Below are 26,338 nucleotides of genomic sequence, written 5' to 3'. Positions count from 1 at the left end.
TCTGGCAATAATTACTCATTCCAAGCAGTCAGCATTTATCAGCAACCGGCATATTGCTATAAATCTGGCTGCTTAGATTTCAGCCAGCTTTTTCACCCAGGCTCCACTTTTAATTCGGTAAAGGATAGGAATAAGCTTTATACCTTCTTCCAGCAACACAGCACAAATAACAATCTCGACAGGCCAGCGAAACCAAAAAGCAAAGATCAGTGAAAGGGGAACCGCTCCCAACCATTGTGCGCAGAAATCCAGCTTCATGGTAAATTGCGTATCGCCGCCACTTTTTAAAATGCCTGACATCGCTGTCATTGTTATGGAGCGTAAAAAGATACTGGCTAAGATAAAGGGGAATAACGTATAGAGCATGGCTTGTACATCTGCTTCAATCGCGCTAAATAGTCCCAACACATAATGTCGGCTAAACCAAAGCAATCCCACCAGAATCAGCCCGACAGAAATGGCAGAAACAAACCCAGCAGTAACATAGTTGTTCAGCTCTTTTTGTTGGGCGGCGCCTATTTTTTCACCAATTAAAATACCAACAGCAGCCGCACAGCCCCAACTTAATGCGGAAGTCATCACCTCAATAGGCGATAAAATAGAGATAGCCGCCAGGGCTGCCGTGCTAATATTTCCGTAGATTGCATGGTATAAAAACACACCGCCACTCCAGATAAACTCCCCGGCAATAATCGGCAAACTTATCTTTAAAAACGTCGAATGCGCAGGCCAGTGAAGTGCCTGCTTGCAAACGGTTACTGAAAGCATCAGATAAGGTTGCTGGCGAGAGATATAGAAGAAAAACAACAGGGTAGACAGCAAACGGGCAGCCAGCGTTCCCCAGGCCGCTCCCACTAAACCAAGCGCAGGCAGCCCCCATACACCAAAGATCAGTAGATAGTTAAACGTGACATTTAATACCAACTCAACCAAAAACAGATACAACACCACTTTCGGTTTTTGCAAAGCACGCATGCCAGCACTCCAAATCACAGAAAATGCCCCCACCAAGACCGTCAGGGCTGTGATCTGTAAATATCCAGCAGCCAATTCAACAATCGCCGCTTCATTGGTCATCAGTCCGGCAATAGAGGGAGCAAAGAAGTAGAGCACAGGCACGATAACAGCAGCCGTCAAGATACTATAGAAGAGCCCGATATGGATTGTTTTGTGAAATTCAGTGAGATCTTTTGCGCCCCAATGTTGGGCACAAAAGATTGCCGTACCGCCACCGACGCCAATAATCAGGTTCAGTACAAACCACAAGGTTTTCGCTCCGATCCCTGCCGCCGCAACAGTGTCCCCACCTAACATGGCCAGCATATAGGTATCAATAAACCCCAAACAGGAAAACAGCATGCTGTGCAATGCCAAGGGAACCGCGAGAGTAAATATTTTTTTATAAATAATCATAAACCTATCTGCATTATTAAATGTATAGAAGCTCAAGTTCACTAAACAGCGAGCACACGGATCCCTTTGCCTGCTCAGCAAAAAAGAGAAAAAGGGATAATTAGATTAGGAGCGTACGCTAGCGCTTGACGGGGTCGGCGCTAAACCACTGCTGCAGGAAATCAATAAACGCGGACAAACTGGCGCTGCGGCGGATCACCTGCGGGTAGATGAGGAACATATCGTTTTTACAAATAAAATAGTTGTCTAGCACTTGCACCAAGGCTCCCGTTTTCAACGCTCGCTGAACCAAGTAATCCGGTGCCTTTATTATGCCCTGCCCCTGCATTGCCGCATGCAACAATAAAAAATGGTTATTCGCAGAAAATGTACCTTGTATATCAACCTCAACCCGAGTTTGGCCGTCATAAAAAGGCCATGTTCTGTTCTGTGAATTGGATAAACAGTGGTGTTCCGTTAAATCGAGGGGCTGCTCTGGCTGACCAAACTTTTCGAGGTATTCAGGTGATGCACAGCAAATATGCTGATAACTCATCAGTTTTTTGCCAACCATATTTTCAGGCGGTGTATTGGTTGCGCGAATAGCCAGATCAAACCGACTTTGAGTAAGATCATGCAGGTTATGGCTGACATCAATTTCAAACTCGATGTCCTGATGTTTTTGTTTAAACTGATGACAGATCTCAGTCAGATAAGATTGGCTAAACATTTCAGGGGCCGTGATCCTAAGTAGCCCGCCTATCTCACTTTTGCTTTGATCCAACTCGCGCTCCAAACTGATAATCGAGCCGTTAATCTCCTGCATCTTCTCCAAGACTTTAAAGCCGGCTGGTGTTAGGCGTACTTGCCGCGTTGAGCGGATCAACAAACTGGTACCCAGCTCTTTTTCCAGCTGCTTGATCTGGCTCGAAAGATAACTGCGAGAAATATCTAAGCTGTCCGCCGCCTTGGCGAAGCTTAATAGTTTGGCCACTTCACTAAAAAGAACATAGCGCTCCACCCTTTTATGTAATTTTTGCATATCGGCCCCTATCCATTTTTCAGCCCACCGCCATACCTGCCGTCTCGCATTGGGTGAAATATATCACACCAAAACATTATTATTGTGCGTTATAGAGAATTATGTATTCTTGCCGCCCTGTTTAATCCGTCCTTTAACTGTTTGTACAATAAAGAAAAATTAATGTTGTGAGTTTCGGTACCAGGCTTTATCTGGCGCATGGAATTTGGAATGGAAGAGCCTGCACCTCTCTGCCCAGAGCAGCCTCAGATATTACGCTCTAACGAAGTTCTGCTCCTTTATGTGTTAGAGCTGGAGTTCATGTGAATTTGTCATCTTTCAGTTAATGCGGCTCTCGGAGCCTGATGGTCGCGCGAGAGATTCTAGCTCGAAACTTCACTAAGGCACCTAAGCGCTCGTTAGCAACTAAGGTTCATATTTGCAGTACTGTTGCTAATACAGAATACCCGGAAACAATGGCCAAATTAACAATGTCACGTCACTAAGAGTACAATAATACTAAACGCTTTATAGCGGACTGAGACCAATTGCCATGTATTTCACCAATTAACGGAAAAACTTAAGAATAAGTGTTCACCCCTAAGCCTGTTTTCAGCGTTCACTTCATGTAGCCATTTTGCGATAAACGAAACATACTGATTAGATATTTTTGTATTCCATAATAAAGCAGGACCCACGCCAACGGCTTCTGCTTTAAAATCCCCCAAGAGTGCACCAGAGCCACTGTCACCAGTAACTTGCTTGAGGTAAAAACCATGGATGCCAACAGCAAAACTATCAGAAAAAAACTGGTTGAGAGCTAAATCAAGGTGTATTTCTTGGCCAGTTTGGTAGTTGGTATCTTCATTTTCAGTATTGTAAATATGACCAAGGTTGAATGAAAAATCGTGACCTGTTTCTGGATTCAGATAAGTTATCGCGAAATTGGTATCAAAGCTCCAGTAGTTCAACCCGCTGTTAATCGAATTATTAACGTCGTAGTCACCACTTGGAATGATTATGTAGTGAGCGAATGAACTATGGAAGTTGCCTTTATTCCAAAAAAGCGCAAAAGGTATCAGAGATACATCACCCAACCCCGAAGCACTATCTTTGGAGTTTAATACCTGATTCCACTCCTTCACCTCTAAGCTTGCTTCAGTATCCAGATTTACGAAAGGGACAAATATACCAGTAGTATACTGTGCACCAAAAATTTTGAACTCAGGTTTATACAGCAACGTAGTGAAATTCATAAGAAACTGTAAATCTAAATCTGTTGCGAGATTACCGCCCTGTACAGTTTTGCTGGTGCTGGCGTCATAATAGTATGTATCGTTGCGCAAGGTCCACGTTTCAGTCGGCGCAAGTGCCATACCAAAGTCACCATAACTTCCAGGAATGTAGTTACTGTACCCACCTTCAGCAGCAATGGTACTTTGGCTCAAAAAATTCACAATGAATAAAAAAGTAATAATGTGGCGCATAAACACAACTATTTACACTGCGCTGAACGGTTAAAGTTTAATAATGACTGCTTTATTCTCAGCAAGTTAACCATCAAATCCCCTTTGTATCAGCATGCATAAAAAGTATTTATAGCCAGAATAATATAAATTAGCACGAAAAAATTAGGAGGAAGTGTTATTAGTGAGAATTATTTAACTGCAGCAATCCTAAATGAAGTGATTAGAATATAAAACAAATGGATAAAGGGAGGTGATAAAGTAAAACGCTTTACGTTTTATACCCAATTGTCTGGTATCAATATTTCTGCAAATGATAGAGCTTCGGTAAGCATTCGGTTTACTAACATTATGAACCTGCTGAATTGTTCTTCTTGTTTCTTGCTACTATATTTTATTGGGGCTGGTCAGGCGACTTATCGCAATACCACCTCCTTCAATGCTGCAAAAAACTCGGAAGGGAAAGGATCATGAGCCTGCAAACCGTTTTCAATATCATAGTCGTGGTATTTACGGTGGCCAACCTCGCGGCCATGGGCCTCGAGCTGAATCTGCGCGAGGCGCTGAAAACGCTGCGGAGCGCCCATGCTATTGCACTGATCCTCGTCTGGGGCTGGGTGGTCGGTCCGGTGCTCGCCTGGCTCATTATCAGGCTCATTCCGCTGATGGAAGCTTACGCGGCCGGGTTGCTCCTGATCAGCCTGGCGCCGACCGCGCCCTTCTTTCCACTGATGGTGCGAAAGGCTCGCGGCGATATGCACTTCGCAGGCGCATTTATGCTGCTGACTACACTCGGCACCGTGCTGTTACTGCCTTTGCTGGCGCCGCTGATGATCAAGGGGCTGACTGTGGACGTGTGGTCGCTGGCCAAACCGCTGCTCATCATGGTGCTGTTGCCGCTGTTGATTGGAGGTGCAATTCGAAGGGGGGCCCCGAATGCAGCGGAAAAACTCTTCCCGGTGGTCAAGAAGATCGGCGGGATCTTCCTGGTACTCACTCTGGTGCTCACCCTGGTGCTCTACGGAAGCGACATGCTCGGGGCCGTAGGCAGCTTTGCCCCCGGAGCCCTGATTCTGTTCTTACTCGCGATCACAACGATATCATACAAGATCGGCTTCGGCCTGAAACAGCAACAGCGCAGCAGCATGGCGCTTGGTATGTGCACGCGCAATATCGCCGCGTATTTCGGCATCACGAACCCGCCGCCGGGCCTGTTCGTGATGATCGTTCTAGTCGTTCCGCTCGCGGCGATCGTCGCAATGGTAGCGGCACACCTGTTCGCCCGGCAAGTTCCGACTAATTAGTGGAGAAAGCATGAAAGTCATTATCATTGGTGGAGTTGCAGGTGGTGCCTCCTGCGCTGCGCGGCTACGACGTTTGGACGAAAATGCCGAAATCATCATGGTCGAACGCGGGCCCTATGTTTCCTATGCGAACTGTGGTTTGCCCTATCACGTTGGCGGTGTTATTCCCGAAGAGTCAGAACTGCTGGTGGCGACAGCCGCGACGTTCCAAGCCCTATTCAAGGTTGATGCCCGAACACGATGTGAAGCGATAGCCATTTCGCCAAAACAAAAGACCGTGGACCTCAAGGATCTGGCGACTGGCAAAGTTACCACCGAATCCTACGACAAGCTGGTTCTGTCACCCGGAGCGCCGTCGATCCGGCCACCGCTGCCTGGAATAGACTTGCCGGGCATTTTCTCGGTAAGAACCGTGCCGGACGCCCGGGAAATTCGTCAATGGTTAGAAAAAGGTACACCATTTCTAGCCGGGATGAACCGGTATTCCGGAATCCAGGCCGTCCGGCCGAAGATCCGCGCGGTAGTCGTAGGCGGCGGATTCATCGGGCTGGAAATGACGGAAAACCTTGTCCATAGGGGCTTCGACGTAACGCTGCTGGAGATGGGTGACCAGATACTGGGCCCGTTAGACCGGGAGATGGCGCGCGTCGTGGAAGGTTACCTAGAACGCTATGGCGTCAATGTCGTGCTGAAAGACGGCGCCACCGACTTCCGGCAGTCATCCACCGGCGCGCTGGAAGTCCATACCCAGTCAGGAGCGATGTACCCAGCGGATATCGTGGTGCTCGGCATCGGTGTGCACCCTGACACGGCGCTGGCGAAACAGGCCGGGCTAGAAATCGGGGAGCTTGGCGGAATCCGCACCGACGAACAGATGCGCACCAGCGAACCTGACATCTTCGCCGCCGGCGACGCGGTAGAAGTCAGGGATTTTGTGACTGGCAGGTGGAGCCTGGTGGCGTTGGCTGGCCCGGCCAACCGGCAGGGGCGCATTGCCGCGGACGTGATCGCCGGCCGTAACTCACGATTCCGGGGTACGCAGGGAACGGCCATCATCGGACTGTTCGAAGGCACAGCGGCCTGGACCGGCGCCAGCGAAAAAACGCTGAAGCGTATCGGTGACGAGGACTATGAGAAGATCTACCTGTACCCGAACTCTCACGCAGGCTATTACCCCGGTGCGAAGCCGATCGCGATGAAAGTCCTATTCCGCAAGTCCGACGGGCGGCTGCTCGGTGCACAGGCGCTGGGCGAGGAAGGTGTGGACAAACGCATCAGCGCCCTGGCCAGTCTGATCCAGATGGCTGCGACTGTGTACGACCTCGAGGAATCCGAATTGTGCTATGCGCCCCAGTACGGCAGCGCCAAAGACCCGGTGAACTTTTCGGGGATGATCGCGGCCGACGTGCTCAAGGGTGACATGCCGCTCAGCCATTGGAACGAAATAGGCGAAGGCGTGATCCTCGACGTGCGCGAACCGTTCGAGCTTGCCGTGGAGAACGTCGAGGGCGCCGTTAACATTCCCCTTGCGCAACTGCGGGACCGTCTGGACGAACTACCCCGAAACCAGACAATTTACGTCTTCTGTCGCTCGGGACAGCGTTCCTACTATGCTACGCGCGTGCTGCTCCAGAACGGGTTCGAGGTGAAGAATATCTCCGGAGGCATGTTGTCCAGGACCTATGCTTCGTTCTTCTTGCAGGAGGGGCCGATTGAGTAGCGGCCCCATCCATTAATGACACCAAGATGTTACACCGCGGTGGAATTCCCGGGAGGAAACATGCTCGCTGAAAGCCATTTTTATTTTCATAAAGCCGCTGATGTGCTCGGATTGCCTGACAAGGCCCGAACGATTCTGTTGACGCCGCTCCGAACCGTCAAGGTGGGCATCGCCATCGAGGGGGAAGACGGCGAATTGCAGTCCTACGAGGGCTACCGTGTACAGCATAACTCTGCCCGCGGACCGATGAAGGGGGGCCTGCGCTTTCATCCGTCGATGGATGAGGAACACGCTGCCGCGCTGGCCAACCTGATGACCTGGAAAGCCGCAGTGGTGGACGTGCCGTTTGGCGGTGCCAAAGGTGGTATCAACTGCGATCCTCATGCCCTGTCCGAGCGGGACCTGTTCCAGATCACGGTCCGCTTCGTCGAGCAGATGAAGGAAGTCATCGGTCCGACCTCGGATATCCCGGCGCCCGACGTCAATACCAACGCCATGGTTATGGGCTGGATCATGCACGAGTATTCCAAGTACGCCGGTTTCTCGCCCGGCGTCGTGACTGGCAAACCACTGGACCTGTTTGGTTCGGAAGGTCGCGAAGCGGCGACCGGCCGCGGGGTCATGGACGTGCTGGCGGAGGCGCTGGCAGAGCAGAGTAAGAGTTTCGGGGATATTACGGTTGCCGTGCAAGGGTTCGGCAACGTCGGCAGCAATGCCGCACGGCTGATCGCGGAGCGGGGTGCAAAGATCGTTGCCGTAGCCGATCATACCGGTGGAGTCTGCGCCGAAGCCGGCCTTGACATACCTGCCCTAGTGGCCTGGGTCGCCGAACAGGGCGGTGTCAAGGGGTTCTCGCTGGGCGAGGCCTTTGATAGTTCCGAAATCATCACCTGGGACGCGGACGTTCTGGTGCCCGCGGCTCTGGAGGACGCCATTCACAAGGACAACGTCGCCGACGTCAAGGCGCGCATTATTGTTGAAGGGGCAAATGGGCCGACAACGCCCGAAGCCAGCGAAATCCTGAACGACAGGGGGATCCTGATCATTCCGGACATTCTTGCCAACGCCGGTGGCGTCACCGTGAGCTATTTCGAGTGGGCGCAGAACATCCAACAGTTCAGATGGGATGAAGAACGGGTCAACCAGGAATTGGATAAGAAAATGAAGCTAGCTTATCATTCGGTAAAGGAGGTCGCGAACGAGTATGAGATCGACATGCGAACGGCAGCTTTTGTGCTGGCCATACGCCGCGTAGTGAAGGCTGCACTGTCGCGAGTACACCTCAAGACCGATCTCCCATTCTGAGCCGATAATGGGCCGCTGCGGACCTATCACGCCTCCGGCATTTTTGCAGCACGGCTTGCAGGCAACAACGGATAAAGCGCCCCGACAGCAATTGGCTGAGGTACTATATTTGCTAGTAGGTTGGACGTAAAAGGACGTTTATTCCTCCTATACTCGTCAACTGCGGACGTGGGACGACGGAAGGCGTAGTTTGACCTATTTGATCATCCTGATCCGAAGGAAACTAAACTGACATGAGCCAATTACGGAAGTTAACAAAGCTAGGCAGCGTTTTTAGGCTAACGGGGTTGTTCTGGAAGGGACAGGCGGGGAAGGATACGTCATGAAAGCTACTGTGGTGACTTCGGCGATACTCGCAATCTTGATCTTCATCTGGTATCTCGTTGCAGACCGGATCACACCTTACACTTCAAATGTTCGCGTGAAAGCAATGGTGATCGACATCGTCCCCGAGGTATCCGGCCATGTCACTGCGGTGGCCGTCAACAACGGGCAGGTCGTTGAGGCTGGTGACCTGCTCGCGCGCATCGATCCACGGCCATATCAGCTCAAGGTGGACCGAGCACGAGCGGCGCTCGAACTTGCTACTCAGAGTGTTGGTGCCGGATCATCCGCCATTGAGGTCTCTGTTGCGAACCTTACCGCCGCACGCACTAATCTCGAGAATGCCGAGTTGCAGACAGCGCGTACGCTTGAATTGGAGAGCCGCGGTATTGTATCGAAAGCGAGGGGGGATAACGCTCGTGCGACGTTGCAGGCAGCGCAAAGCGCGGTCGCGGCCTCTGAGGCCGATCTCGATCGGGTACGGCGTGAGTATGGTGTAGAAGGCGCGGATAACCCCCAAATACGCGAGGCCGTCGCCGTCCTTGGTGAGGCTGAGTTGGCACTTGACTGGACCAAACTGCGTGCTCCGGCGCGTGGCGTTATCGTAGATCTTACTGTCACTTCAGGCGCTTATGCGCGAGCAGGGAGCCCTTTGCTTACTTTCGTGTCCTTTGAAGAACTCTGGGTCGAGGCTTACATGAAGGAAAATAATATCGCCAATATCAACATTGGCGACCCCGCCGAAATCTCGCTCGATCTCTACCCTGGACGGATATTTGATGGCGTAGTGGCCAGTATAACCTATGCCGCCTCCGATGATACGCGAGAGGGCAGCCTACCCAGTGCACCGAGAGTGGATGGCTGGATGCGCGAACCGCAGCGCTTTCCGGTACGCATCGTCATGCCAGACTATCAGGTAGGCAGTGAGGGCCACGATATTCGGCGCATGGTGAACGGACAGGCTGACGTCGTTGTCTATACCGGCGAGAGCCGATTCATGAACGCGCTTGCGGTCATGTGGATGCGGCTGATGAGTTTGGTCTCGTATGCCTACTGACTCGACTGCGTCGGTGTCTTGCGACGCCCGCCGTGTTCTCGAGCACCGTGCACTGCGGCTCGGCATTGGCATCACGGTTGTCTTCCTGGTGGCCATGGTATACCAATGGACGCTCGCCTACCTTGCACCGATCTTCTTACCTTTGTTGCTTCAGGCCGGCCGCCCGTTGCGAGTAGCGGAGGCTCTCAAACTGCTTGTGGCGGTTCTTATTGTTATGCTAGTGTCCTATTACCTTGCCGCTATGTCGAGGTTGTTATCGCCGCTTTTCGCGCTACTCTTGATACCAATGTTGTTTGTGACTTTTCGTTCGCTGTTTCGCGGCGGGCCAGTATTGATTATCCTGATGGTCCTGATTGGTCTTGTGCTACCTCCTCTGACCGCAAAGCTATCACTTCATGGGACATGGGATATCTCGGCATCCTTCTTCTGGAATATCGGGCTATGTGTAATTGTAAGCTACGTGCTCTTCGTCCTCTTTCCGCCGCTGCCTGGTGAGCCGGAGCCGAAGCCGCGTCCGGTCTTGCCACCCGCCGAGGCCGATTGGCGCGCGGCTGCCTTAGCGGTGATTGTTGGTGGTTACGAGCTCGTTTACCTGGCTTTTGACTGGCACAACGCGCATACACCGCTCTACATCGCGGTATTCGCCTCGACCCTCGGTTTTTCGCGCACGGCAGGTCTCGCCAAGGGAATACTCGCAGCCAACATTGTTGGCGGAATGGTCGCAGTAGTGATGTTTGAGCTGACGGCGGCAGCTCCGAACTTTTTATTCCTGGTGGCCCTCACATTGCCGGTAATGATCGTCTTCGCGCGCGCCGTCGTATCGGAGGCGCCTTGGGCGCCACTTGCCAGCTTCGCAATGAGCGTAGTGCTTCTGATTTTCGGCCCATCGATCAGCCCTTACGGCTCTGGTACCGGTTTTGAAAACCTGAGCTATCGCCTGTTTGAGTTGGGCATTGCAGCGATCTATGCAGTGGCTGCGACTTTCGTCCTAGAAACCTTCCGGCCAGCGCTGAAACCGTAAACGATCTATTCTTCATCGAAGCTGGCTATTCAGCTTTTCTCATAGGTAATAGAGAAATTAGAGCAAAAGTATTAACAAGAAAATGTCCAAGGACGTGCTGACGCCGATCTCGGCAAACACGTCTTTGCCCCATTGTGACTTAGTGCTAAGACTCATTCACAGTCTGTTAATGTTGATTTGCACTCCATTTTCTAATCCATGGTCCTGAGCGATACACAACAAAAGGTCTGACAGTAGCAAACCTTTTGTCATGGTGCATAGAATACGGCATTATGGTAAATAACTATTTATTTTTTGGAACTAAATCCACATCAATGAATTCTTTTCCTGCTCCACTCTTTAAAGTTCCGGTATATATATTATAACCAGGAGCATTAATCATTATCGTATCACCAGAAATGAACATTCCTGACAACATATAATGACCAACAGCATCAGTCGTTGTTGTTGTTGATGTCCGTATTACTGTTACTGTGGCTGATGATACTGGGGTCGATGTATTCTTATCTCTTACAACACCTACAACTGATGAGCATCCACTTAGAACAACTAGAGTTATTGCGGCTAAAAAACGTTTATCTATCATCAAATATAACCCATATAAAACAAACAACGTGTGAAAGTTATCACATATATGTCAATAATGTCACCATTACCATAAAATAGAACGTTAATCCTTTTCAATAAAATGACCTGTATAATGAGTAACGACTAAATGTTTGGATAAGTCTTCTTTTATACAAAAAATCTTAAATCACTCTATAATTGGAATTGCAAATTATAGAAAACATAAACAAATCTATTTTACATTGGATTAAAAACATTTTTAACTAGAACTTGTAACCAAGTAAAAGAGTAATATTTTCCTCTCTTAACGCATCGTTGACATAATCGCCATCAAGATTAACTCGCGTCCAGCGAGCACCTATCATGTAATCAGGAAAGGAAGCATCTACACCCAACCCCCATTTCGGACCATGGACCGTGTTTGAATCGCTAACGCAAGAACCGCCTAATCGAGTACAGGCTTTTAGTCGCGTCATGGAATAACCAAACAATCCATAAGCATCAACTGAAAAGTCGCCTGAAAACGAAAAACGCTTCCCCACAGGAATGTTTGCACCTAGAGAAAACTTTTCCTCTACAGAAATACTATAGGCTCCTTCTGTGGTTAGTTCTTCATTACCATGATATGAGGATTCAAATTCACCACCAATGAACCAATTATGGTTATGCCGGTAATAATTTCTGGCCCCAAACAGGGCTGATAACTGTGTACTCTTTTGTCTCTCTAGGTCATGAGAACCTAATCCTGCCGAAAGATACACATCCTGAGAAAAATCACTTCTACCGGAATTAATCTCTGCCATTACCGATGAAGAAATCAGTAATAACATTACTAACACGCACTTATTCATTTACAGGAAAACCTTTAATAAAATAGAATCAATAACAAGGTGGTTGGATATTGTTTTTAATAATAGCCTGTCAACAATATCAACAACTATAATTATTTAACTCCATTTCATATAAGCCGTCAAGTTTACACTAAGAAATATTTGCATAATAAATCCTTATAATTCCATAACAAAGTTTAATTTGAATTGCCGCAGATATCGTTGTAATTTTTATTTATTAGATTTAATGAGGTGATATTTGAAAACTCGAAGATAAACGCTTGGTCTCAGTCAAATTTTACGGGCCTTTAAAAAAATGAAAAAACCATGCTAAATTAGGGCTTTACAGGGTAAAAATAAACATAAAAATTTGAAGGCTTCAGCAAAAAACGTAACTCGTGTTCAAGGTTACACTTCTTAGTATAACTGCTTATACTCAAACCTTAGCTGCTCGTAATAGTAGAACACCAGAAAGAAGTGAATTCAGTCCAATTTGTGCGATCTGATCAGTCGTCAGACATAAACAAATCCACGAAGAAGACTGAGCCATGCAAATGTAGTGGTACGGTGAATTTGGCCTCCTAAATGGAGGTTAGCTCTTCATGCCCTCACGTGGCATTAGAGAAGACAACTTTGTCATACTTGAAATAATTCATAGATTGCTAAATTAGCAATTTCACTGACACAGTTGTGTCCAGAAACGTGTTACAGGGCCCCAGGTTTTGTTGTGATCACAAAGCGATTCTGTCGTACCTTAACTACCAAGGGGACAAAAAGTACCCTAGTGGCATTGCAGTATTTTCAACTCACTCCTTTTATTACAATCAACGTCTAAACAAAGCTCACATAACATCAATATAATCAATATATTACTTCCTTATCGTGCAATATTTCCCCAATCGTCTTGTCTCACACCATTACCTAGATGACTCAAGACTCATCGAAAAAGAAATCAGAAAACAGTTAGCAAACGACATGGACTAAGTCGCATTAAACGAGAGCTAAAACAAAAAGGACTCGACTCAGTTGCGATAGAGCAGGCCTTAGAAGCTCTGGGGGTGGACTGGTTTGAACTCGAGGAAGAACTGAGATCAAAGAAGTTTGGTGATGAAATGCCAGAAGATACCAAAGAGAAGGCCAAGCAGGCCCGTTATCTTCAATATAGAGGCCACTCAATGACCCTAATCATGGAGCTACTATCAAATTAAAAAGACCGCTAAGTGGCGGTCTTTATTGTATTGTTTACTTTTGTCACGTAGATTAAATCGACAATAAGGTGATTCGTTTGACATCAAAGTGAGGTTTTGAGAAAAATTCATTTTCATACTCACCAGTAATTCTCACTTTATCCTTATCAGAGAAGGACTCAACATTATCAGCTCTAATGTTTACAGTAATTTCATCGGCACCATCTGTAAACAAGAACTTTTTATCATTGACTTGCTTAATAATATAACCTTCTAACGTAAAACTCTGGTCTTCAAACCAACTGTCTTTTTCTGACAATTCTGCGATAGTGACCAAATCGATTGGTCCCGTATAATTAATGCTAGACTGAGTTACAGTATGATACTCACCCTTATCATCTTTACCATCATGACCGCCATCAGATGCCAGTGCTGCACCGGAACCAATCAATAAAGTAGAAAGAATAGCAACGGCGGCTACAGATTTCTTTTTGTCCACCCGAATGTTATTGATTTTTTCTTTGACTTGTTCGACTAAATTTTGAACGTTCATATACACCCCTAACTATTGATTCCTATTTTCTTTTAATCTGTACTTTACAGAACACAGCTTAATGTTTAGTTAACCTATAATTCACATTACGTTCAGGCCTATCAAACAGCGGTAAAGGCGTAACATCACACAGAAGTCATCATACTCTAAAAACCGGTACCTGTTACGTTAAATCTAACTGGCATGATCGTGTAACAGACAGAGACGATAAAGGCCGCCTTGGGCGACCTTCCTACGATTTGGTTTACGGGCGTTATGTTCAATTAAAGGAGTTCACCGATAAAAAACAACGCGACCATTTTTTACAACCACTTGCTCAATAACTCCATCAGACCATAAAGCATAAAAGAATGAGCAGTGTTTAATCTTATCAATAATTAGTAAAGTTCGAATCATAAGCTTTTGTAACAAAAAGACGGCCTCCACTGCTCCCTACAAGGATTAACGAAGACTATATATCATAAAGGAAAAAAGAAAGGTACAAAACTACCAATATAAAAAACATAAAACCCAGCTGCGTCCTCTATTCGCTAAGTGCATGCTACGTTAAATTGGTAACGAAAATCCGTGATGCTATGACCAAAAAAAGCCGCCGAAACTAAAGCGACTCAGTAAAGTAACCAGGCTCAACTGGTGGGCCCTAAATTTTGGCTAGGTCTCTAAAACAAGAAATACCATACTGACATAGATATTAATTAACATTAAACATAAAAACATAAAATCAATGATTATTGATGCGAAATCTAAACTTTTTATAACTCACAAGGTTGAGGTTGAACAAAAAACGGCTTTGTTGCCTAAATCATTTTGAACCAATTATGTACTTACGGATCAGATCTTACTCATAACCGTATAAGTAAGCATAATGACCAAAGTTAAGTACAGCACCTCTAATTGGAAGCAGTACAATTAAGCGCTTGTTAACCGTGGTTCGATTACTTTCTGGGTCGATGAAGAGGCAATAGCTTCTTGGCTTTGTACTCAACATAGCGAGTACCGTGGGCGAAGATTTCAGAACTCAGATACTGCAATCACAACTGCGCTGAGGTTCAAGAGTATCTTTAAACTGACACTCCGATCATCTGAAGGCTTCCTTAACTCTATATTTTCACTGATGAAGTTACCCCTTCGCTCTCCTGGTTATACATATATTAGCAAACGAGCGAAGACCGTTAACATCAGTATCAAAATGCCTATTCGAGGTGAAATCCGTCACCTTGCCATTGATTCCACTGGCCTAAAAGTCTTCGGTGAAGGTGAGTGGAAAATGAAAAAGCATGGAAGGAAAAGCGCCGTGTTTGGCGTAAACTGCATCTTGCCGTTGATGCTGATTCACAGCAGATTATTGCTACTAAAATGTCGTTATCTAATGTCATCGATGGAGAAGTACTTCCTTAACTATTACAACAGACACAACGAAAAATCAGAAAATATCAGGAAATAGTGCTTACGATATACGACGATGTTATGAGCAGACAGCCAAGAAAAAGCCTGCCTTTAATTCCTCCTCGTAATCGAGGTGTCGCCAATCAGCATATTCACGGTAGTAACTATCATTGGAAAAAGTGGTTTGTTATCATAAACGCTCATTGTCAGAAACGGCGATGTTCCGCTATAAGACGTTGATTAATTCATCACTGATATTAAGGGATTACAATGCAAAAGTGTGTGAAGTATATGCCGAAATTCGAGCAATGAATAACTTAACGAGACTGGGTATTCCGGTTACACAGGCTGTTCGTTAACGTTTAAATTAAATGCAGAGATCTATTTGATTTTTGATTTAGGCAACAAAGCCACAAAAGATACACACAATAGCTCCCCTATTGAGTTAGGTTGACATCGTTATATTAAAGAAGCACCCCATAACAATGTAGTTTATGTCAAAGTTGATGGTTATTTATTAATAATTCTTTTTTGTATTTTTTATACGAATTAATGTGTTGATTAAGGGAGTTAATACCAAACTCAGTGAGATGTAATCGCTGAGAGTACTTTAATGGATAACTATATACTCTGTACCGACCTAACCGTACCCAGCCATTATTCCTGAGAGTTTTTACATTATCCACTACATAATCAATAGGCTTTTCATGTCGTATCGCAATACTTCCAATGCAAGCTTTATAATCTAGTTGTTTTATAGAAGCAGCTATCACTAGAAGATTAAGATCAACCTTTCCCTGAAAGAACTTAACTAATAGCGCCACTTCTTTTTGTCTGTTTTTTGAGCACACATGAATCACCTTTGATTTTGGAGCAAATGTCACAATAATATAATCGACTTAACCACTTTATTATGCGCGTGTTATTAGCTAATCTGAATTTGCTTTATTTTGTAAACAAACTCTGGCTCATTAACATAGGCCATAGCCCTATCCCATAGAGGGTTTGTGCGATCAGAAAGGTTATCCGCAAGTGATTTTATTTCTTGTGGTGCATCAGACCTAAAGTAATTTTTGTTTCCACGATTTTTATCATAACTGACACCAGTAATTTTAAAGTTTACTGCTTTTACTCTTTTTCGTTTCTGCTGCTCTATGTCTCTATGAGCTGTTTCCCATGTAATGGCGCGTATTGCTAAGTAATACTCTCTTTCTTTAAATTTACCATTAACTGTAAAGGCAGACTTAGGAGGATACTTAGGTTTTATTTTTCTTTTGTAAAGGCCACCATTTACAAATCTAAAGTGCAAATCATCCTCAGACATCTCATATCTTCGACAGTCTGATATATCGACCCAGTAGCCTTTAGCTTTGTTAAGATTATTTTTAACAAATAGAACCGCAAGAGCTTCTTCTGTTACAGCGTATTCCAAATATTTGCTCAGTAATTTTTTCTCCATAATAAATTTATTTTTAACCTCCATTAATGGTGAATGATATTTTGGCATGATGCCGATAGCGCTTAACATTATCGTATCTCTACGCCACTATGCTCTTACAGGTAAAGATTACAAGATCCTTCCTACTGATTCGGTTTTCGGTGTTTATGGTAAATAACTATTTATTTTTAGGGACTAATTCCACATCAATAAATTCTTTTCCAATTCCATTTTTTAATGTTCCAGTATATATATTATAACCTGGAGCATTAATCATCATCGTATCATCAGTAATAAACATTCCTGACAATATATAATGGCCAACAGCATCAGTCGTTGTCGTTGTTGATGTCCGTATTACTGTAACTGTTGATGATGAGACTGGGTCAATGTATTCTTATCTCTCACAACACCTACAACTGATGAGCATCCGGTTAAAGCAACTAGAATAATAGCAGCTAAAGAATTTTCACCTAACATAGAACATAATCCATATAAAAACTATCATACATATCAACAATGCAACCATTAAAACATAAAATAATATTAATCCTTTCAAATAAATCCACTTACTTTATGAGTAACAACTTAATATATGAATGGATCATTTTTCATTCATGATTGTCAAATTAATTTACAAATGTAAATTCTAATTGTATAAAACAGAAATAACTATTTTTCACATTGGATTAAATGTAATTGTTAACTAAAACTTATAACCAATTAAAAGAGTTATATTTTCCTCTCTTAACGCATCGTGGACATCACCACCATCAAGATTGACTCGCGTCCAGCGAGCACCTATCATGTAATCAGTAAATGAAGCATCTATCCCCCCTCCCCATTTCGGGCCATGGACTGTTATTGAATCGCTAACGCTAGAATCACCAAATCGAGCACTTGCTTTTAGTCGCGTCATGGAATAACCAAACACCCCATAAGCATCAATTGAAAAGTCGTCGTAAAACGTAAAGCGTTTCCCCACAGGAATGTTTGCACCGAGAGAAAACTTTTCATCTAGCGAAACGCTATAGGTTCCTTCTGTGGTTCTTGCCTCATTACCGGAATATGAGGATTCAAATTCACCGCCAATAAACCAATTATAGTTATGCCGATAATAATTTCTGGCTCCAAACAGAGCTGATAACTGAGTGCTACTTTGTCTCTCAAGGTCATGAGATCCGACTCCTACCGAAAGATACACATCCTGATAAAAATCACTTACACCTGCACTCATCTCTGCTATTACAGATGAAGAAAAAAGCAATGACATTACAAAAACGAACTTATTCATTCACAGAAATCCTTTGAGAAATAGAATAAAAACACGTAGGAAATATCATTATTTAACACCATTGAATAAAAGTAAAGCTAACATTAAAAATCCAATTAGCAATAAGTATTAATAATAACATTATAACAGAATGTAATTGGACCTCTTAGGGTATCATTGTATATATTTATAATTAATGGAGTTGTGTTAAAATATTTTGATAGATGAAAATTATGGGGAGTTGAATTAATAAGACTTTAAAGGTGAGCAAATAGTTCTAACTTTGTGAGTTTTTAAATTCCTACCATACACTTAAAGACATTTATTAAAATCATGTTAACTATAATACAAGTCAAGATGTACGAGTAAAGTCTCATACAAAGCATTTAAGAGTGATTCTCAACGCTTGGCATTTTCAGCTCAAGGTTGGGTTCGTGTTTAGGGTACAAAGGATGAGGTTAGGTGGTTGCGTTGCTCACACATCAATGCGTCGTTAACTACATCTTGGAGTAATTATGAATTGGCGTACTTTTCGCATAGCTATTGTTTTTGGTATGAGTATAGTTGCTGCTACAAGTTATAACCCGACAGTTACACTAGAAAGCACAAGTATTACATTGAACGAACAATTGAAGTCGTTACTTTTTGTTGCTCTTGCTTCCTCTTTAATGTTGTTGCTGGTTATTGGATTCCAAGCTGTTAACCCTTTTTCGAGTAAAGTTTGGATAGAGCCTTCGTGGAACATAAATCCTTTTACTTTAAGTCAGCCCTTAGTATTTTTTCACTTTGCAGCATGGATTGTGACGGTGCAGGCAATAGTTAATTTAATCGTTAGTATTTTTCTTGGATACTCCTATTGGTTATCTTTAATTGGAGTCGTCGTTGGATTGTCAGTATTTGCGGGGCTTAAGATGGCTCGAGTTGTCTTCCGTCATAAGTTCCGTAAACAATCAATTCAACAAGGTGTTTAAGGCGGATTCACAACATTTGTCATACAAAATCGGGAGTTCATTATGCCTGTTACGTTAAATCTGTGTCGAACGGACGCGACCGTGTAACGGCCTGTGATCAATTTATTCCTTTGGCACAGCGGAATGCTCTACGTAGTGATGTGATGGACGCCCCTCCAACGGCGTCCATCACATCACTACATAGCCCTGCGGAGCTTGCTTATCAGGGCGGAGGAGTGAGGTTGCCTTAGAGTTACTACGAAGCTGTAACTATATCGCTTTCACAGCCTTCATCGCACTTCACGCTTCGCGTGGCCTAGCATGAGTCGCGGAGCGCCTCATAATCGCATGTCCAATTTAAATTTAGTTCTAAAACTCATTAACAGGCTGTTGATGGTAATTTTTAACCCACTGTCTCCTCTTTTTTCTTAACATGACATGGCAAAGGTAATGCGACTAATAGTTGTTCCCATGATGAACAGCGTGGGTGTTCAGTTTATAAGTAACCTTATGAAAAAGTTGAAATAAATGTGGCAAGATTGATTTGAATCATAAGCCCTCGCTATTGATGCTCTAGAATCCGTTTGCTTTATTGATACCTTAATAATTAGGGAAGCTTATGCGTTCAAATGCAGCAGTATTGTGCTTGTGTTTATTATCATCTACTTGGTTGTTTGGCTGTACTGAGGATGGTGGAGGCGGTAGCAGCAGCGACTCGTCTGCGGCAAGCAACATTTACTCGCATATTTCAGTGAAGACAGATAGCACTGCTATGAGTACAACTGGTCACTGCTTCGACACAAACTCTAAGTTTCGTACCGACCACTTCATTATCGGCTCAAAAGGCTCTGTAAGTGATGCAAAAATGCAAGAAATTGCGCGTGTTGCTCAGAATACTCTAAATGTCGATTTGGCGGCATACAGTTGGAATGCGTGGTCAGATCTGAAAGTGGATTACTCAAACCCTCTTGAGGTGTGTGTAATCGCAAGTGAGGGTTCAAATGGTGCAGGTAACGATTTAGGCTTTGTTGTTGGCCCAAACCGCTCTGGCTCAGATCTGGATAACCTTGTTAAGCATGAGCTGAAACACACCTATCAGTCTCGCTTAATTGGCCCGACCGGACTAAATGATTCACATACTTGGTTTGCAGAAGCTGTTGCAACAGGCCTTTCAACAAACGAAACGGTCAGTGATACCCAGCTCAATGCCTTCATCTCTCAGGTAAGCATTACCCCGACTCAGGTAACGCATGATGGATTGCAAGATATGGTAATGATGCGACTGTCTGACGGTAGCACTGAATATGGTTCATACAACATGGCTCTTCGCTACCTGCAAACTCAGGGGGCTTCGATCCAAGATTTATGGGAAGTATTTAAAATTATTAACCAGATCGAGCAAAGCTGTAAAGCGGACCACCAAGCAGCGGTTGCTAACGGTGAAGTTGTAAACCCTGTAGACCCTCAGTCAACGTCATGTACTGGTTACGCAAGCACTTATAGCTCTGGTGAAACAATGTGGAATGGTGAGATTATCTCCGGTTCAATGGATGATCCCTTAGCACCAAACCCAGAGCCAGGTAAGTCCAAATTCCATGTTGCATTCGATTATGTAATGAGCTCTTACGGCGTGACATACGATAATATTGATGATGAAACAGCCTTCCGCAACACGGTTATCAACGGCATGTAAAAAACAGCTATATTAACTCCGATTCAGGGCATCAAAAGATGCCCTTTTTTATCATTCTAAAACCACCGCTTTTGGCGCTTACGGTTGAACATATCAAGCTGTCAGCCCGGTATCAGATGCCACGGGGACGCCCCCGGCCAAATAGGCAAGGCTAGCCCTCAATGAGAAAGTGCCGATGTAGCGCTTTGTACCCTTTGGGTGTAATGGTGACTTCTCGGTAGCCTGGTACTTTTTCTATCCAGTTATTATTTTCAAAGAAGATGAGTAGGGATGCTCCCAGGAAACCGCCAACGTGGAATTTTCTTTCGCTCCAGTCCAAACACGGGCAACACTTCTTACGTTTGGATTTGGTATCGAGTGTGATACCTAAATGTAAAAATTTTTCTTTCCCTAACAGAGTAAGGTCATTGCCATCACTTTCAATCCAGCCATGGGTAATCAAGGATTCGTAGAGCTTTACAGCTACTTCACCTGCTAAATGGTCATAACAGGTCCTTGCCTTCAGTAGTTCTTTAGGTACTTTCGAACGTGAGGGATTACTTGCCTGAAAAGTTACACCCATCATATTTTCCAGTAGCGAAGCAATGCGACTGTTATACAGACGAAAGTATCGGTGTCGACCTTGAGATAAACAGCTCACCAGGTTGGCTTTTACCAAACGTGACAAGTGAGAGCTGGTTGTCGATGCCGCAATGCCTGCAACGGCGCTGAGTTCTGTTGCTGTCCAGGCTCTTCCATCCATTAATGCACATAAGATCTTCATTCTAGAAGCTTCAGACATGGCGGCTGCCAGTGATGCCATGTCTGTTTCTTGGCTATAGTTTTCTGATTCGGTGAAAGAACTATTTCGTGTGCTCATGCCTAACTCGTTGTCATATCTCAGCCAAGGTAAAATTATTAATTACAACTATACCTTGCTCATCATTGGTTGACCACTACACCCGTTATCCGTGCGCTTCAATGCTGTCTTGGGGGGCTTCAGAGCGATTATCCATGCCATAATCTCTAATGACGCCAGCCACTCTTAGTCGATAGTTTACGAACACACCGCCACGCCCTTTGGACTGTGCAAACCGGTGTGATTCTAAAGCACGCCACGCTTGAATGGCCTCTTCATCTCGCCAAAATGACAAAGAAAGCACCTTCCCCTCATTGGTAAGGCTTTGAAAGCGTTCAACTGAAATGAAACCTTCTATTTTTGATAATAATGGTTTTATTTCATTCGCTATATCTAGGTATTCAGAAGTCTTACCTTGAGCTACCTGAACTTCAAAAATTACTGCTATCATTTTTCCCTCTACCTATATGATTTAATGGTTGCAGGGAGTATAGCGACTTGAAATAGTGACACTTCGCCGGGGATCGAAATATGGCCGTTGTACCGTATTTTACTGTGCGCCCCCAACCCAGTCCGTTTGGAAGGCCATAAAGCCCGTTTACGGTAATGCCTTTAGTGACGACTTTACCGGCCCCTGTAACGGCTGCGCTTACATATCGATACTTACGGATACTAAAACACGCCCTAAACTAGTGAGCTCAGTCATTCACTAGCAAAGAGAATCCTGCATGCCGTTAGTCAAACCCGCTCTAATTGTTATCGCATCCTGCGCTGTCGCAGCCTGTGCGAACAATACCGCCCCGAATGAGTTTACATCCCGCTGTGGCTACTTCCAGCTACAAGGGGATAAACCCCTCACCTTTACCGTAAACAGCCCGACTGAAGCCAACCTGGATGGTGTGATTTGCTCTGGTTCGTTAGATGCCTTTAACGACATGTTAGCCCGTTACCCGGATATCAAAAAACTGGATATCGATGTCATTGGGGGCAGCGCAGATGACGAAGTTGACCTGGAATTGTCAAAGCAGATACATGATAGGAAGATGAGTACACACCTAAACAAAGAGGGCATGATCGCTAGTGGTGGGGTTGATTTGTACCTTGCAGGTGTAGCGCGAAGTGCTGATGATGCCGAACCCCGTATTGGCGTTCACAGTTGGGGGGGAGCAGACGGCGAAAACGGCAACCAGGTTCCAGCTACCGATCCTATTCACCAGATGTACCTTAGCTACTACCGCCACGTTGACATTGATCCGAAATTCTACTGGTTCACCCTCAATGCCGCACCTGCAACGGATATTCATTGGATGAACAAGGCAGAAATAAAACGGTATCAGGTTATTACCTCCAACTAGTCATATCGCTAATATCCGGGAATGTAATTGTTAAGACAACCTGTTTATACCTTCCCGGATAAAGGTATCAGCTCCATATACAATTTCCTGTTCAACAGCAATAACCCACATTATCCGGCCTGGACAAAGTAATTTCTAACCAGAAGGAGAGGTGTATAATAGTCGATGAATATCAAAGGTTAACTAAAATTAATCTCTAATAGCTACTGATGTTTAATATGGCTATAATTGCAGCGTTTAATATAGAAGATCATAGACTAATGAAATATGAAAATATGAAGCTTTTCCAAGTGGTTGTTGATAAGGGAGGCATCACGGCTGCTGCTGACTTTACTGGTCTTCCTAAATCAACCGTCAGTCGCAGAATAAAAGATCTGGAAGATATGCTCGGAACAAAATTGCTCAACCGTAGCAGTCGCCATTTTCAACTGACACCAACCGGAGAGGTTTTCCATAGTCGTAGTAAAGATATAGTGAAAGATGTTGAAGAACTGGAAAAAGATATAACCCATAATCAAAATCTTGCTGAGGGAAAAATCACAATCCTCAGCCTTTCCCCTTTGATTCAATGCTTTAGCAAAAATATAAAACAGTTTTATGAGCAATACCCTAAAATTGAATTGGAGATATATGCTCAAGATGTCGTCGAGCGAAATATACCCAAACGTCGTTTTGATTTAGTCCTCCAGTTAGATCAGCCTGAAGACAGTAATCTGATTGGCAAGAAAGTTTCTACTATTACCGCAGACTACTATGCCAGTCCTGATTATCTTGCTCAGTTTGGCTCTCCCAGTACCCCTGAAGAGCTGATCAAACACCGAATTATCTTTCGAGGGCTGAAAGAGGCCGGTGCTGTTCGCTGGCCTTTTCAAAATCCGATGCGCTATCTGGATATTTCAGCGGCACATACTACTGTTGTCGATTCGCCTGAAATCGCATTAACATTTGCTCTTCAGGGTTTGGGGATTGCCCTGCTGCCGGATTTGCAGGCAGTACCTGAGGTAAAAAAGGGACGGTTGGTGCCTTTGTTTGATAAGGAGCACAGGTACAGTTTGCCAATTTATATCCTATATCAGGCCCGTGACTATATTCCATATCGGCTTCGGCTGCTGATTGATTTTATTACCGACAATTTTGAGGAAGCACTTGATCAGGCTTCCGCTGGCTAAGTTTCAAAATCCGGGACTTATGTTCCCGGTTAAAGCTGTTTATAAACCGCATCAGATTCTGCATATTTGTGCTTTCAACGGCGACTGCACATCACTTTAAAAAATGACTATATTCACCTGAAGATCAGTGCCAATAAAACAGGTGTAGATTTTCGACTGTTCGGTAAAGCTATTCCCTACGATCAGGCATTGTCATTAGCATAATTAACAGCAGTGTAAGCACCTCAGTTAGCCCAGTGAACTCCTTTTCGCATTTAACGCCTTCACCTCCTCCCCTACAAAGCCCATAATCAAATCAGTAGTAAACATGTATTTATCTGAATATCTCTTTATTTCACCGCAAACATAGAATATTAGCAACATGATACGTACAGCCCAACGGCCACAGTAACCTTAAAACAATCAGAGCAACAGCTCATAAAAACAACAACGCATGTCATCTTAATATCAAGAGATTGCTATTTATTTTATGGGGGTTCCCCATCGCATTCATTTAAAATAACAGTCATTGACTTGTAACATCTATCCCTTTTCTAGATATATCCTCATCGTACCAATAAATGGGACTTAAAGTCCCGACCAACTTTGTTGTTAATGTGAGTCGAATGAATAGAATACTAGTCGTGTGAATAAAGGTAGTATTTAGTTACTCATAGTTCACATAGGAATTTAATCTATTTATTTTTATATCCTTGCATCATTTATGCTGCAAATAACAAAACCTGTATTGTAAATACACTGGAGTTACAACGTGGATCTATTTCATATATTTCAAGGTAACGAAGCACTCTCTGCAACTGCCGCTATTATGGCTTTCTATTTAGCTGCAATAGCTTTAGGCGGGCTGCTCTATAAATTTGGAATGTTTCATGACATTCATGACCTACCTACCAAAACGAAGCGCTTAGGTCGGATCCTTGCAATTCTTGCCGGCTTAACATTGATGCTGAGCGGACTTGGCAAAATCATTGGGTTGGCTCCAATGGTTGCAAAGTTCACTCAATTCGGCATGATTCACATGTTTAAATTTACCGGTTGTACTGAGGTCTTCACCGGACTATTGATTATTTTCCCCCGCACTTACAAAGTTGGCCTTCTGATGGGTATTGCACTTGTTGGTGGCGCTATTGCGACTCACCTTCCAACGTATTCTGATGGAGTCGCCTGGGCTATCCCATCTGGATCCGTTATGGTGATTTTATGGGCATCAGCATTCTTTTATACACCAGAAGCTTATCCTGAATGGTTTACTAAGTTGGTAAATCATTACATTCTACCTAAGAAGCTGAATACTCAATAACCCACTGAAATCCATCATGTTACGCAAAGTGCAGTTAGCCTAAGAACTGCACTTTGTAACAACCAGAATATGTCAACCCAATCCTAAATAGCCTCAAATACAGACACCTTGCCATGTGTTTCAGTCTTCTCAATCCATTGTTGAGCTTCAACATATGAAGGGGATGTGATTAATGAATCGAGGCATGCCTTTATGGACCTAAAAGCACTCCCCTTCTCGCTTGAGGAAATCTATCAGGGTGCGCGTTCTAAGCGGCATCAATGCCTTATTTTGATACACGGCATACAATGGAATGGTAACATCATGAACTTCAGGAAGGATCCTAACCAACTCACCACTCGCCAACTCATTTTTAACCGCAAAGTCAGGCAAAACGCCAAACCCAATATGATTGATCAAGAAGCCTTTCAGGGCATTAGAGGTTCGAACCTGCACTTTGGGCTTTTTGTTTAGCTTAACTACCTCTCCTTGCGACGACTTTAACACCAGCACTTTGTCACCATGCACGATATTGTGGCTCACCCAGTCTAGCTTGAGCAGGTCTTGTGCTGAATGGAGCACGTCAAAACGCTTGAGGTACTCTGGTGATGCACAAAGAATATCGTCAAATTCACCAATTTTAGTTGCATATAGGCTGGAATCTTCAAGCGCCGAGGAAGCGCGAATGGCCACATCACAACGTGATTCAATCAAGTTGCTGTAGCTATCACTTTCCACCACATCAAGCTGAATTTGCGGGTATTGGCCGAGAAACTGACTGAGGAGATTTAAATATGCAGCATTGCCAATCGGCATAGAAATTCGTATCAGGCCACTTGGCTCATTACTGAACGTTTGTGCATCAGTGTTGGCCTGCATTGCCAGCTCTTGAATCATCTGGCACTTTTTATAGTACTGCACGCCAGTGTCAGTCAATGATAACGATCGGGTCGTTCGGTGCAGCAGGCAAGTATTTAATCCTTGTTCAAGCTTGGTCACTATCTGGGAAACTCGCGCTTTACCAACCCCTAGCTGTTCCGCTGCTTTAGTAAATGATTGAGTTTCAACCACCTTGGTAAACACCATCATGTCATCTAACGAGATCATTGTTACACACTGTTTAGCCACTCTTAACTATAAGTTTACTTAACACGTAATTATCAATCAATGGCGAAACGATATAGTTATAACAAGACAATAAATAGCCACA

22 protein-coding genes and 1 pseudogene are annotated in these 26,338 nt (G+C 44.5%); 12 read left to right on the top strand and 11 right to left on the bottom strand.

What is annotated here, in order from left to right:
• Positions 1-72: 72 nt before the first annotated feature.
• From BIT28_RS22425 to BIT28_RS22415, 3 genes are all read right to left on the bottom strand, one after another.
• Complete coding sequence (locus BIT28_RS22425; RefSeq protein ID WP_075767173.1) at positions 73-1,413, bottom strand: MATE family efflux transporter; 1,341 nt, start codon at positions 1,411-1,413, stop codon at positions 73-75.
• A 118-nt stretch (positions 1,414-1,531) separates the two neighbouring features.
• The gene (locus BIT28_RS22420; protein WP_075767172.1) at positions 1,532-2,434 is read right to left on the bottom strand and encodes a LysR family transcriptional regulator; all 903 of its coding nucleotides are present in this window, start codon (positions 2,432-2,434) and stop codon (positions 1,532-1,534) included.
• A 539-nt stretch (positions 2,435-2,973) separates the two neighbouring features.
• Complete coding sequence (locus BIT28_RS22415) at positions 2,974-3,900, bottom strand: SphA family protein (RefSeq protein WP_075767171.1); 927 nt, start codon at positions 3,898-3,900, stop codon at positions 2,974-2,976.
• A 449-nt stretch (positions 3,901-4,349) separates the two neighbouring features.
• Between BIT28_RS22415 and BIT28_RS22410 the strand changes: the two genes are divergently transcribed.
• The 5 genes from BIT28_RS22410 to BIT28_RS22390 all read left to right on the top strand — a co-directional run bounded on the left by BIT28_RS22410 (position 4,350) and on the right by BIT28_RS22390 (position 10,610).
• Positions 4,350-5,183 carry a bile acid:sodium symporter gene (locus tag BIT28_RS22410; protein WP_075767170.1) on the top strand — a complete coding sequence of 278 codons (834 nt, stop codon included), beginning with the start codon at positions 4,350-4,352 and terminating at the stop codon, positions 5,181-5,183.
• 10 nt (positions 5,184-5,193) lie between these two features.
• The gene (locus BIT28_RS22405) at positions 5,194-6,903 is read left to right on the top strand and encodes an FAD-dependent oxidoreductase (RefSeq protein WP_075767169.1); all 1,710 of its coding nucleotides are present in this window, start codon (positions 5,194-5,196) and stop codon (positions 6,901-6,903) included.
• A 60-nt stretch (positions 6,904-6,963) separates the two neighbouring features.
• Positions 6,964-8,208, top strand: a complete 1,245-nt coding sequence (locus BIT28_RS22400) for a Glu/Leu/Phe/Val family dehydrogenase (protein WP_083652071.1) — start codon at positions 6,964-6,966, stop codon at positions 8,206-8,208.
• A 322-nt stretch (positions 8,209-8,530) separates the two neighbouring features.
• The gene (locus BIT28_RS22395; RefSeq protein ID WP_075767167.1) at positions 8,531-9,589 is read left to right on the top strand and encodes an HlyD family secretion protein; all 1,059 of its coding nucleotides are present in this window, start codon (positions 8,531-8,533) and stop codon (positions 9,587-9,589) included.
• Positions 9,579-10,610 (top strand): DUF2955 domain-containing protein, encoded by a 1,032-nt coding sequence (locus BIT28_RS22390; protein WP_075767166.1) that lies wholly within the window; start codon positions 9,579-9,581, stop codon positions 10,608-10,610. Before BIT28_RS22395 ends, BIT28_RS22390 begins: the two co-directional genes overlap by 11 nt.
• Positions 10,611-10,893: 283 nt before the next feature.
• Here the strand turns inward: BIT28_RS22390 and BIT28_RS22385 are convergent, their stop codons facing one another.
• Together BIT28_RS22385 and BIT28_RS22380 are read right to left on the bottom strand one after the other, a co-directional pair.
• Positions 10,894-11,196 carry a carboxypeptidase regulatory-like domain-containing protein gene (locus tag BIT28_RS22385; protein WP_075767165.1) on the bottom strand — a complete coding sequence of 101 codons (303 nt, stop codon included), beginning with the start codon at positions 11,194-11,196 and terminating at the stop codon, positions 10,894-10,896.
• A 244-nt stretch (positions 11,197-11,440) separates the two neighbouring features.
• Positions 11,441-12,028 (bottom strand): outer membrane beta-barrel protein, encoded by a 588-nt coding sequence (locus BIT28_RS22380; protein WP_075767164.1) that lies wholly within the window; start codon positions 12,026-12,028, stop codon positions 11,441-11,443.
• Positions 12,029-13,065: 1,037 nt separating this feature from the next.
• Between BIT28_RS22380 and BIT28_RS30080 the strand changes: the two genes are divergently transcribed.
• The gene (locus BIT28_RS30080) at positions 13,066-13,215 is read left to right on the top strand and encodes a regulatory protein RecX (RefSeq protein ID WP_425439651.1); all 150 of its coding nucleotides are present in this window, start codon (positions 13,066-13,068) and stop codon (positions 13,213-13,215) included.
• Positions 13,216-13,267: 52 nt separating this feature from the next.
• Here the strand turns inward: BIT28_RS30080 and BIT28_RS22370 are convergent, their stop codons facing one another.
• Positions 13,268-13,747 carry a YgiW/YdeI family stress tolerance OB fold protein gene (locus BIT28_RS22370; RefSeq protein WP_075767163.1) on the bottom strand — a complete coding sequence of 160 codons (480 nt, stop codon included), beginning with the start codon at positions 13,745-13,747 and terminating at the stop codon, positions 13,268-13,270.
• 865 nt (positions 13,748-14,612) lie between these two features.
• On the opposite strand from BIT28_RS22370, the pseudogene BIT28_RS22365 reads away from it, so the two are divergent.
• Positions 14,613-15,492 (top strand): annotated as a pseudogene (locus BIT28_RS22365) (IS5 family transposase).
• 566 nt (positions 15,493-16,058) lie between these two features.
• Here the strand turns inward: BIT28_RS22365 and BIT28_RS22355 are convergent.
• Entirely contained in the window at positions 16,059-16,661 is a 603-nt protein-coding gene (locus tag BIT28_RS22355) for a hypothetical protein (RefSeq protein ID WP_245823835.1), read from the bottom strand.
• A gap of 616 nt (positions 16,662-17,277) precedes the next feature.
• Complete coding sequence (locus BIT28_RS22350) at positions 17,278-17,865, bottom strand: outer membrane protein (protein ID WP_075767161.1); 588 nt, start codon at positions 17,863-17,865, stop codon at positions 17,278-17,280.
• 494 nt (positions 17,866-18,359) lie between these two features.
• Here BIT28_RS22350 and BIT28_RS22345 point away from each other — a divergent pair, with 494 nt between their 5' ends.
• Positions 18,360-18,815, top strand: a complete 456-nt coding sequence (locus BIT28_RS22345; protein WP_075767160.1) for a hypothetical protein — start codon at positions 18,360-18,362, stop codon at positions 18,813-18,815.
• A gap of 598 nt (positions 18,816-19,413) precedes the next feature.
• Positions 19,414-20,487, top strand: a complete 1,074-nt coding sequence (locus tag BIT28_RS22340) for a hypothetical protein (protein WP_075767159.1) — start codon at positions 19,414-19,416, stop codon at positions 20,485-20,487.
• 151 nt (positions 20,488-20,638) lie between these two features.
• Here the strand turns inward: BIT28_RS22340 and BIT28_RS22335 are convergent, their stop codons facing one another.
• The gene (locus BIT28_RS22335) at positions 20,639-21,346 is read right to left on the bottom strand and encodes an ArsR/SmtB family transcription factor (protein WP_075767158.1); all 708 of its coding nucleotides are present in this window, start codon (positions 21,344-21,346) and stop codon (positions 20,639-20,641) included.
• Positions 21,347-21,431: 85 nt separating this feature from the next.
• Positions 21,432-21,776 (bottom strand): antibiotic biosynthesis monooxygenase family protein, encoded by a 345-nt coding sequence (locus BIT28_RS22330; protein WP_075767157.1) that lies wholly within the window; start codon positions 21,774-21,776, stop codon positions 21,432-21,434.
• 277 nt (positions 21,777-22,053) lie between these two features.
• Here BIT28_RS22330 and BIT28_RS22325 point away from each other — a divergent pair, with 277 nt between their 5' ends.
• From BIT28_RS22325 to BIT28_RS22315, 3 genes are all read left to right on the top strand, one after another.
• Positions 22,054-22,680 (top strand): COG3904 family protein, encoded by a 627-nt coding sequence (locus BIT28_RS22325; protein WP_075767156.1) that lies wholly within the window; start codon positions 22,054-22,056, stop codon positions 22,678-22,680.
• A gap of 218 nt (positions 22,681-22,898) precedes the next feature.
• Positions 22,899-23,849 carry a LysR family transcriptional regulator gene (locus BIT28_RS22320; protein WP_075767273.1) on the top strand — a complete coding sequence of 317 codons (951 nt, stop codon included), beginning with the start codon at positions 22,899-22,901 and terminating at the stop codon, positions 23,847-23,849.
• Positions 23,850-24,600: 751 nt separating this feature from the next.
• Positions 24,601-25,149: a hypothetical protein gene (locus tag BIT28_RS22315; protein ID WP_075767155.1), complete on the top strand. Its 549-nt coding sequence runs from the start codon at positions 24,601-24,603 to the stop codon at positions 25,147-25,149.
• Positions 25,150-25,347: 198 nt separating this feature from the next.
• Here BIT28_RS22315 and BIT28_RS22310 read toward each other — a convergent pair whose 3' ends face one another.
• The gene (locus BIT28_RS22310; protein WP_075767154.1) at positions 25,348-26,235 is read right to left on the bottom strand and encodes a LysR family transcriptional regulator; all 888 of its coding nucleotides are present in this window, start codon (positions 26,233-26,235) and stop codon (positions 25,348-25,350) included.
• Positions 26,236-26,338 lie beyond the last annotated feature (103 nt).

The sequence above is a fragment of the Photobacterium proteolyticum genome (assembly GCF_001939735.1).
GTDB classification, from domain to species: Bacteria; Pseudomonadota; Gammaproteobacteria; order Enterobacterales; family Vibrionaceae; genus Photobacterium; species Photobacterium proteolyticum.
This window is presented reverse-complemented; position numbering and strand designations above follow the sequence as displayed.